Genomic DNA, 9,812 nt, shown 5'->3' with positions numbered 1-9,812 from the left:
GGCAAGGGGCGGCCCGGGTGAGTACCGGTCGTCAGATAGAGGAAAGGTCTGCTGCACGAACTGGCTCGCGGCGTCGGCAGCTGTATCCGCTCGCGGGGCGCGAAGATAGTGCGAGGTCGTGGACCCTGCGATATGTACGGCGTCTGGCCTGGTCGGATGCTGTGCTGGTCATCGGTGCRGTCGCATCGTGGAGCGGTGGATGCCCACCACAGCACATGCTCGCCGCTCAGATGCCCCGAACCGCTCACGCAGCATCGTCACGGCGCTGCGCTTGCGGTTCGGGGTCAGAAGTTTCCCGACGAAATCTCCTTGAGCATGTCGATATCGAGGGCCTGGTTGGCGACCTACTTCTTGAGCCGAGCGTTCTCTGATTCGAGTTGTTTGAGGCGTTTGACGTCATTGGCCTTCATGCCCCCGTACTGGGCCACCCAGCGATGCCAGGTCGACTCTGTGACCTCCAGATGCCGGCACACCTCAGCCAACTCCTGCCCGGTCCCGAGGAGCTTGTTGCCCTCGGCCAGCTTGCGGATGATCTGATCCGGCGTATGCCGCCGGCGCTTGCTACCTGCCATGTCGTCGTCGATTCTTCCTGCCCAAACACTCGGGCAACAGAGTCGCACAACAACTGGACCACTACGAAGGGCCCACCTCAACCGATCCAACCCGCCGGCGGTGGTAGTTGCCGTAGCCCGCGATCGGTCCGGGAAGAATGGCGCCCCGACGGGATTGCCTGGCGCCAGGGATTCATTGACGATGAGGAACTTCGAGCGCGAGCTACGATGCTCCCGAAGTCTGGATATGGTAACTCCCTGGTCGAGATTCTCTCGCGTGGGCGCACGTTCGAGCTCCGCAGCCAAAGAAATGTCCTCTAATTCTGGGGCACCAGCGTTCCAGGGATACTAGGCAGATGCTCACGCATCCGCTCGAACCCCTCCATCCGTCGGTGTTCCACGCGTTGGTGCTGCTGAACCTGCTGTTTGTTACCGGAGCGTGGGCCCTGGCGCGTCCGTCGTACCGGGCCGCCGCTGTTCTGACATCTCTATCCGTAGCGTGGCTGTTCGGGAACGGACCGATCGAGGGACGAGTGCTAGTCTCGGTCAACATCAACCACGGCTTCACCGAATCGGACATTTTGTCGATCATCGGAGTCGTACTTGCCGCAATCACTTTCGCGCGGACCCTTGAACGGCGACGGCACGAGGAGTAGGTGGTGGGACTGGGATCTGATCCGTCCGTCGCCAAGCCCCTTTCACGGCTCGATGACGCTCGCCCACCTCGGGGAGCGACATTGGCGCTCGCTATCACTTCTCGCATCTCAGGGAGCGAGGGACGCGGTTTCACTACGGCTGATCACTGCACTCCTCGCCTACTCAAACAGGCTTCACCGGGCGTTGTCCACGAACCTGTGCTGTAAACTGCGTGCTCGGCGATTCGACCGGCGCCGCCCGCGACGGTTGGGCACCCAAGGTCGGCAGCGCGATCAGTCAGACACTGCAGCGGCCGATGGCGACCAAGTTCTGGAACACCACGACCAATGATTACGGCGCAATGGTCGGACTCGGCGACGGCCCGAACGGACCGATCGGATTCTGGAATGGCAGCGCTCCCGGAAAAGACGCGAATTACGCGCTGGACAATCTCGACAAGATGATTCCTGCGGATGTCACACCGGATTTAATCATGCTTAATTTCGGACATACGCAGGATGCCGAGACCCCGCTCGCCGAACAGCTTCAGCCGCTCATCGCACAGCTCCGCAAGGAATACCCGAACGCCGACCTGGTCGCGATCAAGCAGAGCCCGGCACAGGGCAAGAACACCGGTGAGCGGACCGCCGGGTTCGCGTCGGCCATGGACGTCGAGGGCATCCAGGTCGTCGACGTCTACTCCGCCTTCCCCACCGACGCCGCCTCGCTGGCGCCGTTGCTGAAGGACACCGTCAACCCGAGCGCTGCCGGGCAGCAGATCTGGGCGACGACCGTTCTCAAGGCATTTGAGGTGCAGGCGTAGGGGTTTCAGCCCCCGCGGTTTCGACACAGCTTTGCCCACTCGGCCGGCAGAAGAGTCTGCTGGCCGAGTTCCGTTGAGGTGCTGACCGACGATGATGGCGTAGACGCGGCGAATCCTCCTCGGTCGAGAGACTTTCACGTACCAGAGACCGACCGCGACATTGAAGATGAGCAGCACCAATGCACCTTGCTCCCTGGGTGCAGTTCCTTCTCTCGCCGATACGCACCGTCTCGACCATCCTCGCAGTGAAGCCTGCGACATAGAGAACAAGGCTTCCACCGAAGAAGACCGCGGCCGACGAACCGCCAACCAACTCGCCGACTCGAATATTCGATTGCGGCGTCGGCCGCCAGGGTTCACCATCGAATGCGTCCGAGCGGGCCGTAGGTCCGTGCAACACTGCGAGCCTGGAGTCTTTCGTGCCAACCGATACCGCCCTTCTGGCCGAGTACGGTTGGTCCGCGCAGATTGCAGAGCAGTTCGCGCAGAGCGAGTTCCACGGTTATCCGGGCCGAATCGTGCGAGTGCGTCGCGGGTACAGCGACGCCATCACCTCTACAGGTCCCCTGACCGTGCGGACGAAGGGTCACCACGTCTGCACCGGCGATTGGGTGGTTGTCAGTGAGCCCGCAGCCGGCGGCGACACGATCGGCGCGGTCCGCGAAGTGCTGACTCGGACCGGCGCGATTCGACGCGCCGACGCATCTGGGCGTTCGGAGGAGCAGGTCCTCGCAGCCAATGTGGACACCGTCGTGGTGACGGTCGCGGCAGACACTCTCGATGATGGCCGCGTCGAACGTCTGCTCGCCCTCGCCTGGGACAGCGGGGCGCAGCCGGTCGTCGCGCTCACGAAGGTCGACGTCGCGACCGAACCGGCACTCGATCGGGTCACCGCCCTCGCGATCGGAGCGAGCGTCGTCGAGGTGTGTGCGCCGGAGGGAACCGGGTTGAGTGAGTTACGCAACCAGATCTCTGGGACCGCCGTACTCGTCGGAGCTTCGGGCGCCGGCAAGTCGACGCTTGTCAATGCACTGCGCGGCCGTGATGTTCAGGCAACCGCACCCGTTCGGGAGGGCGACGGCAAAGGCAGGCACACCACCACCGATCGCGAGATGTTCCCGCTCGGAGGTGGCGCGACCCTCATCGACACACCGGGATTGCGTGGTGTCGGCATGTGGGACGCCGATGCGGGTATCGCCGCCGCGTTCCCCGAGATCGACGAACTCACGCAGTACTGCCGGTTCACGGACTGCGTACACGACACCGAGCCGGGATGCGCTGTCCGGGCAGCCGTCGACAGAGAGGAGCTCGACGCGCGACGCGTGGAGAGTTACCGAAAGCTGCAGCGCGAGAACGAGTGGGTGGCGGCCCGCACTGACGCACGGTTGCGGCGCGAGAAGACCCGGGAGGTCAAGGTCATCAGCCGTGCGCTCCGCGCGTACTACCGGGATCGGTGAGTGCGGCTCCTGCCCCGGCTTCTCAAGTTCTACAAATTCTCTACTGCGCACAGACCACTTTTGCGGCGATTCTGTTACTTGTGCGATTTCTGTTCACTGGTGTTTCAGTATTTCTTTCACGCCCGTGAAATACATTGTGAGCAGCGGACACTCGCGGAAAGAAGCTGTGGAGTTTCCGTGCATTCGAACATCTGTTCGGGTACAAAGGAGTCATGACACCGCTCGAGACCCTCCTCGACCAGCTCGCGGGAATCACTCCGCCCACGGACGATCCCACTGGTCGCACGACATTTTCCCAGCTGGAGTTCTGGCGAATGGTCCGCAACCTGGCCGATCACCAACTCTCCACGCATGCAGCACATCTCGACGATGTGCGCGTTGCGGAGAAAGCTGGTTCGACAACCAAGAAGCTGCTGATCGAGATGGGATTCGCACCTGCGGTATCGACACGCACCACCCGTGTTGCCGACTCCCTCGGCACCTTGAGCAAGGTCGAGGCCTGCGCGGCCGACGGACGCCTCTCCGGAGAGATTGTCGACGCCATCGTCCGGGGAATGGCCACCATCAAGAAGCGGTCGGCTACAACGCTTTCCGACGACGACCGCACGATCTACGAAACCGAACTCCTCACCCAAGCCCTCTCCGGTGCCACACCTACCGAGATCCAGAAGCACGCCCAGACGATCGGGAGCACCATCGCCGACGAGGAGGGCGGCATCCCCGCGTGTGACGACCGAACCCTGGACACGCTGTCGCACCACACAACCGACGACAGTCGCGTCGAGATCCACGCCAACCTGACACAGACCGTGGGCGAGAAGTTCATCTCCATGATCGACGAACGCTCTATGCCGCGCCCCGAACCCGACGGCTCACCCGACCGACGATCAGCAGCCCAGATCCGTGCCGACGCATTCGAGGTCCTGCTCGACCAAGCCGCCGTCGGTGCGGCGATGGACACCATCGGTACACCGAGAACCCAGACGCTACTGACCATCCCCGCCGACGCCGGCAACCCCGCCTTCCTGCCCTGGACCGGGTCGGCCACGCAGTCCACCGCGAAACGGCTGTCGTGTGACGGAACCCTGACCGAGATCATCATCGACGGCGAAACCGTCCCACTACAGATGGGCCGCGAACGACGACTCTTCCCAGCACACCTGCGCAAAGCGATCATCATCAGGGATGAGACGTGTATCAAATGCGGTGCGCCACCGTCACATACGCAGGTCCATCACATATTGCACTGGTCCGACGACGGTGACACCGACCTCGACAACGGCTGTCTGCTCTGCCAACGCTGTCACACCCAGGTCCACCACAACGGGTGGGACATCATGATGGGCTTCGACCGTCACCCGTGGCTGATCCCGCCGGCTGACATCGACCCGCGCCGTCGTCCGCTGCCTGCCTACAACCGCCGCACCATGCGACTCGACGACGCCGCCTGACACACGAACTTTGCGCAGCACCTTCCGCACCCGGCGATCCGCCGGGACCGCATCCGTTCTTTGACAAGTCCATAGTGTGAAGCCGTCGGCTGGCTTCGATACGGCTCGTGCAAGCTCCTCGTTTACTCAACCAACAGAGGGGGCTGCCCCGAGGCGCCAGCCGACGAGCGTCTCCCTTCGCCGGCCGAGTAGGCCTGAGGCGCTGGCCGAGGGGCGTATCGAGGTCACCCCGCCGGCGGAACCTTCACCGCTGCATGCGAACTCACCGTGTTGAGAGCTTCGGTGAACGGTGGGATGAAGTGCCGGGCGCCGAGGACGCAGCAGGCGTGGCCACCGTCGACCTCGAAGCGCTGCGAACCGGGAATGCCATCGAGTAACAGTTGCTGGCGTTCGGGTTCGACGACGCGGTCGCGGGTGGACACAACAACGGCGGTCGGGACGTCGATCTCGTGGAGCCAGCTGCGGGAGTCGAACTGCCCCAGGCCGCTGCCGAACTCACCGAGGTGCGAGAGCGGCGTCGAGAAGAACTGACGCAGTGCCCAGATGGACGTGTGCGATGTCGTCTTGTTGAGGCTCTTCTCGGAGACGCGCGGGAGAAGTCGGTAGAGCGGTGTCAGGATGCGGCCGGTCCGTTCCGACGACTTCCGATGCTTGGGGTCGTTGGTGCTGAAGAACGGGCCGGTCGAGCAGAGCACCAGTCCCGACACCCGCTCGGGGTGTCGACGCCACACCAGCTGGGCGATGCCGCCGCCCATCGAGAATCCGGCGGCGACGAACCTGTCGATGCCGAGGACGTCGGCGACCGCAATCACGTCGTCGGCGCAGTCACGTAGATCGAAGGTGTCGGACTCGATGCCGCGGCCATGCCAGCGAGCGTCGAGGGTGATCACCCGGTAGCGGTCGTTGATCGCCGGGATCGTCGGATACCAGCACAGCAGGCCGGTGGTCAGCACCGAATGCAGCAGGAACACCGCCGGGGCGTCGCGGGGTCCCGAATCGGTGACGAAGGCGCGTCCGCGACCGGGCAGGTCGAGCATCTGGCCTTCGGGAATGTCTGTGGCCGGGTGGGGCGAGAAGACGTGGCGGACCGCTCTGGCGGCGCCGTTGAGAAACTCGGGGATCACCCAGATAACGCTACGTGAGATGCTGGTCACATGATCGACATCGCCCGTCCGAAAATCGAGGGGTCGATCGCCGTGGCCGACGGTGATCGTCGAATCGGGTTCGCCGAATACGGATCGGCCACCGGACGGGCCATCATCTGGCTCCACGGGACGCCCGGAGCCCGCCGACAGATCCCCGTCGAAGCCCGGGGATATGCCGCTGAGCGGGAAGTTCGGCTGATCGGCCTGGACCGGCCGGGCGTGGGGTCGTCGACGCCGCACCGGTACGAGAACATCGCCGCCTTCGCCCCCGACCTCGAGGACGTCCTCAAAGCGCTCGGCATCGACGAGTTCGCCATCGTCGGCCTCTCCGGCGGCGGCCCGTACGCGCTCGGGGTGGCGCACGCGATGCCCGACCGGGTGGTCGCCGCGGGCATCCTCGGCGGCGTCGCCCCGACCGTCGGACCCGACCGCATCCCCGGCGGCGCGATGAAGCTCGGCTCGTTCGTGGCGCCGGCGGTCAACGTCGCGGGGTCGCAGATCGGGCAGGTCCTGAGCACCGCACTCCGCTTTGCGCGGCCGATCGCCGAGCCCGCCATCTCCGTCTACGGTCACTTCTCCCCGCAGGCCGACCGAGAACTGCTGGCGCGCCCCGAGTTCCGGGCCATGTTCCTCGACGACCTGCTCCACGGCGGGCGTCGCGCGATGGAGGCGCCGTTCGCCGACGTCGTCGTCTTCGCCAAGGACTGGGGCTTCCGCGTGTCCGACGTCCAGGTGCCCGTGCGCTGGTGGCACGGCGACCACGACCACATCATTCCGTACGCCCACGGCGAGCACATGGTGTCGCTGCTGCCCGACGCCAAGCTCTTCGAGCTACCCGGCGAGAGCCACCTCAGCACGCTGCACATGGCCACCGACATCATCGACGAACTGCTCGCGATCTGGGATCAGTCGCGGGCGCTGAAGTAGGGATCTCGACCTAGCCTTCGTGGCTCGCCGCTTGTGCTCCGCACACCTCAGGCAGCAATAGGTCAGGGCGCGGTCGCCGACAACCCGGCGGCCAGACCCAACACGACGGCCATCAAGATCAGCTCGGCGACGGCATTGCGGATCGACGCGGCCTCGGATGAACGGTGGCGTTCGGCGGCAGGCACCCAGCGGCGTCGATGCCACAGGGCGACACCGACCAGGGCTGCCAGCATCACGAACTTCGCCACCAGAATCCGTCCGTAACCGGTGGTGACCAGCGCTGACAGGCCGTCGATCTCGGTCAGCGCGGCGACCACGCCGGTCACCGCGATCACCCCGACGGCCCACGGCGCACGCTGCGAGAACACCGGCAGACTCCGCGACCAGCCGGACCGGCCACGTACCGCGATCACCATCGCGGCGAACAGCCCGCACCACCAGGCGGCAGCCAGCGCATGCGCGCCGACGAGGAACGGACCGAACGCGTCGTTGCCGGCGTGACCGGCGATCGCGGTGGCCAACACCCCGATCGCCGCGAGGGCACCGACCACCAGGACCGGGATCTCGATGCCGGTCAGTAGGTCGAGCACCGCCCACACGACGATGAGCAGCCCCACGACCAGCGCCACCATCTCCGAGGCGCCGGAACCGACGACCTCACCGAAGTCGCCGGCACTCACGTCGAGCACGTCCTTACCGGACCGGTCGGCGGTGCGCACCCACGCGCTGATCAGCGTCGCCACCACCCAGACGCCGGCGAGCGCACCGATCCACCTCGACGACGGCTCGGCGTCGACCGTCGGCAACAGGCCGAGTCCGAGCACCACCACCGAGACGCCGAGCGCGAGGGTCGCGGGCAGTGCCACCGTGTCCGGTCCGTCGGGGCGGGCGAGCAACCAGCTCACCAGCAGTCCGGCGAACAGGACCGGGACACCGGCCACGACCCTCACGCGTCAGCTCCGCGTCTTGGGGCGGGTCAGCCAGAACACGATTCCGAGACCCACGACCAGGACCGCGACGGCACCGACGATGAAGTACCACACCGGGATTCCGTCGTCGGACTGATCAGCGGAGGCCTCGACGGGCGGACCCGGCTCACCGTTGCCGGCGACCGTGAGCTCGAAGCTGCGCTGCCCGCTGACGACGTGTCCGTCGGCAGAGGTGACCCGGTAGTTGATCGTGTACGTGCCGGTCGGACCCAGTTCCCGCACGCCGACGCTCACCTTGCTGCCGTCGACCTTCGGGTCACCGGACTGCCAGAAGTGGTCGTCGGGTCCTACGACGTTGAGCACCGCGTACGCGGACTGGATGGCCTCGTTGAACGTCAGCGTGACGGTCCGGGGACCTGCCGGCAGGCTCGCGCCGTCGTCGGGATCGGACGACACCAGTCGCGAATGCGCCGACGCCGCGGGCGCCGACCAGGTACCGACCAGCCCCAGGCACGCCAGCGCGGCCAGGATCAGGAGGAGGTGCCTACGCATTGCCACGTCCGTTGCGTCGGACCACCATCAGTGCCGCGACACCGAAGACGGTGCCCAGGGCGCCGACGACCAGTCCGATGCCACCCAGCCAGCGGGCTGCGGAGTCGGCCTGGGCGGTTTCCGTCGCCTGGGACTGCGGTGCCTCGGTGCTGGTCGCAGGGGCCGCGGCATGGTGTGCGCCGTGTCCGTCGCCGCCCGCGGCGAGGGTGATGGTCGGCGCGGGCTTCTCGGGTTCGGTGCCGTCGGCGGGGGTCGGCTGGTTCCAGTCCGCCTTCTCACCGTCGGCGTAGGTCTGCAGCGCCGGCAGCTCGACGGTCTCCTGCTCGGGGAACGGGCCACCGGAGAAGCTGAACTGACCGAACTGGCCGACGGGGATGCCGGGCGAACCGGGATCGGCGGTCCAGGTGATCTCGGTGACCAGATCGTCCTTCTTGGTGACCACCGACTTCCAGCCGCTCATCACCTCCGGGCGCGCCGACTTCAGGCCGGGCAGGGTCACGCGCAGCGACGTCGTCGGAGCCGCGTCGGACTCGTTGGGGACGACCAGCGTGACGACGCCGTATCCGCCCTGGGTGACGGTCGGCGCGTTGGCGGTGACGTGCGCCGACGCCGCGCCCGCCCCGGTCAGGGAGGAGACGCCGACGACGGCGGCAGCAGCGGCGGGCAGGACGAGGCGGCGGGCGACCGTGGCCCGCGACGAGACAAGCTTCTTCATCTGGATTCATTTCTCGAGAGTTCGGACGTGAGAGGCGTGGCGCGCACACGACGGCACCGAACCGTCGTGGGTTCGGTGTGGTGGCGCGGCGTCAGAGTCCGAGCGGAGGTCCGCGAACGCCGGTGCCGCCGACGGCAGGACCAGCGACAACAGCGGGCCGAGTCCAGAAGACCGGGGACGCGCCGGGCACGCGCAGAGCGACGGGTGGTGTCAGCGACGCGATGACCGACCCGATGACGGCGAGCAGCTGCGCACCGACGACGATCAGCACTGCGCTCAGCGGGATCGCGACGAGGTGCGTCAGCAACATCGGCAGCGCCGGGGCGTCGTGGGTGACGTGCGCGGCGTCGGCGGCGAGCGACCAGTGGCTCGCGACCTGCGCCGCGGTCAGGACACCGGCGGCCGACGCGGCAGCCGGGACCAGGCGTCGGCCCCGGGTCACCGGCTGCAGGAGCAACGCCGCGACCACACCGATCGCGACGGTGAGCACCACGCCGCCCGAGCTGAGCGCCTGCCCGCCGGCGGCACCGTGCGCGGCGACCGCGACTGTGGGCACCACACCGGCCGCGGCGACGCGGGTGAACGCGTCGGGCGTGCGGACGGTGCGGGACATGGCCCCCATCCTA

Annotated in this window: 9 protein-coding genes and 2 pseudogenes; 5 read left to right on the top strand and 6 right to left on the bottom strand. The window is 66.5% G+C overall.

The window, feature by feature from the left end; translation table 11 throughout:
* Positions 1–174 precede the first annotated feature (174 nt).
* Positions 175–572: pseudogene (locus LQD00_RS04450) on the bottom strand (transposase); the annotation flags it as partial.
* A 335-nt stretch (positions 573–907) separates the two neighbouring features.
* Between LQD00_RS04450 and LQD00_RS04445 the strand changes: the two are divergent.
* The 4 genes from LQD00_RS04445 to LQD00_RS04430 all read left to right on the top strand — a co-directional run bounded on the left by LQD00_RS04445 (position 908) and on the right by LQD00_RS04430 (position 4,918).
* Entirely contained in the window at positions 908–1,207 is a 300-nt protein-coding gene (locus tag LQD00_RS04445) for a hypothetical protein (protein ID WP_232715848.1), read from the top strand.
* A gap of 212 nt (positions 1,208–1,419) precedes the next feature.
* Positions 1,420–2,010: an SGNH/GDSL hydrolase family protein gene (locus LQD00_RS04440; RefSeq protein ID WP_232715847.1), complete on the top strand. Its 591-nt coding sequence runs from the start codon at positions 1,420–1,422 to the stop codon at positions 2,008–2,010.
* Positions 2,011–2,429: 419 nt separating this feature from the next.
* Positions 2,430–3,467, top strand: coding sequence for a ribosome small subunit-dependent GTPase A (rsgA, locus tag LQD00_RS04435; protein WP_232715846.1), 1,038 nt, complete (start codon positions 2,430–2,432; stop codon positions 3,465–3,467).
* Positions 3,468–3,679: 212 nt separating this feature from the next.
* Positions 3,680–4,918, top strand: a complete 1,239-nt coding sequence (locus LQD00_RS04430) for an HNH endonuclease (protein ID WP_232715845.1) — start codon at positions 3,680–3,682, stop codon at positions 4,916–4,918.
* A gap of 377 nt (positions 4,919–5,295) precedes the next feature.
* Here LQD00_RS04430 and LQD00_RS04425 read toward each other — a convergent pair.
* Positions 5,296–5,955: pseudogene (locus LQD00_RS04425) on the bottom strand (alpha/beta fold hydrolase); the annotation flags it as partial.
* 117 nt (positions 5,956–6,072) lie between these two features.
* On the opposite strand from LQD00_RS04425, the gene LQD00_RS04420 reads away from it, so the two are divergent.
* Positions 6,073–6,990 carry an alpha/beta fold hydrolase gene (locus LQD00_RS04420; RefSeq protein ID WP_232715843.1) on the top strand — a complete coding sequence of 306 codons (918 nt, stop codon included), beginning with the start codon at positions 6,073–6,075 and terminating at the stop codon, positions 6,988–6,990.
* A gap of 62 nt (positions 6,991–7,052) precedes the next feature.
* Here LQD00_RS04420 and LQD00_RS04415 read toward each other — a convergent pair whose 3' ends face one another.
* From LQD00_RS04415 to LQD00_RS04400, 4 genes are all read right to left on the bottom strand, one after another.
* A complete protein-coding gene (locus tag LQD00_RS04415; protein WP_232715842.1) occupies positions 7,053–7,940 on the bottom strand; it encodes a copper resistance D family protein in 888 nt (295 codons plus the stop codon).
* A 3-nt stretch (positions 7,941–7,943) separates the two neighbouring features.
* Entirely contained in the window at positions 7,944–8,471 is a 528-nt protein-coding gene (locus tag LQD00_RS04410; RefSeq protein ID WP_232715841.1) for a copper resistance CopC family protein, read from the bottom strand.
* On the bottom strand, positions 8,464–9,186 hold the full coding sequence (locus tag LQD00_RS04405; RefSeq protein ID WP_232715840.1) for a YcnI family copper-binding membrane protein: 723 nt from the start codon (positions 9,184–9,186) through the stop codon (positions 8,464–8,466). Before LQD00_RS04405 ends, LQD00_RS04410 begins: the two co-directional genes overlap by 8 nt.
* Positions 9,187–9,277: 91 nt before the next feature.
* A complete protein-coding gene (locus LQD00_RS04400) occupies positions 9,278–9,799 on the bottom strand; it encodes a YtxH domain-containing protein (protein ID WP_232715839.1) in 522 nt (173 codons plus the stop codon).
* Positions 9,800–9,812 lie beyond the last annotated feature (13 nt).

It is taken from the genome of Gordonia metallireducens, assembly GCF_021245825.1.
GTDB classification, from domain to species: Bacteria; Actinomycetota; Actinomycetes; order Mycobacteriales; family Mycobacteriaceae; genus Gordonia; species Gordonia namibiensis.
Note: the sequence above shows the minus strand (reverse complement) of the source record. Positions and strands in the feature narration are given on the sequence as shown.

Excerpts from the sequence above, each read along its gene's own strand:
- LQD00_RS04420 (WP_232715843.1), top strand. The coding sequence starts at position 6,073 with ATGATCGACATCGCCCGTCCGAAAATCGAGGGGTCGATCGCCGTGGCC.
- LQD00_RS04400 (WP_232715839.1), bottom strand. The coding sequence starts at position 9,799 with ATGTCCCGCACCGTCCGCACGCCCGACGCGTTCACCCGCGTCGCCGCG.
- LQD00_RS04430 (WP_232715845.1), top strand. The coding sequence starts at position 3,680 with ATGACACCGCTCGAGACCCTCCTCGACCAGCTCGCGGGAATCACTCCG.
- LQD00_RS04445 (WP_232715848.1), top strand. The coding sequence starts at position 908 with ATGCTCACGCATCCGCTCGAACCCCTCCATCCGTCGGTGTTCCACGCG.
- LQD00_RS04405 (WP_232715840.1), bottom strand. The coding sequence starts at position 9,186 with ATGAAGAAGCTTGTCTCGTCGCGGGCCACGGTCGCCCGCCGCCTCGTC.
- LQD00_RS04410 (WP_232715841.1), bottom strand. The coding sequence starts at position 8,471 with ATGCGTAGGCACCTCCTCCTGATCCTGGCCGCGCTGGCGTGCCTGGGG.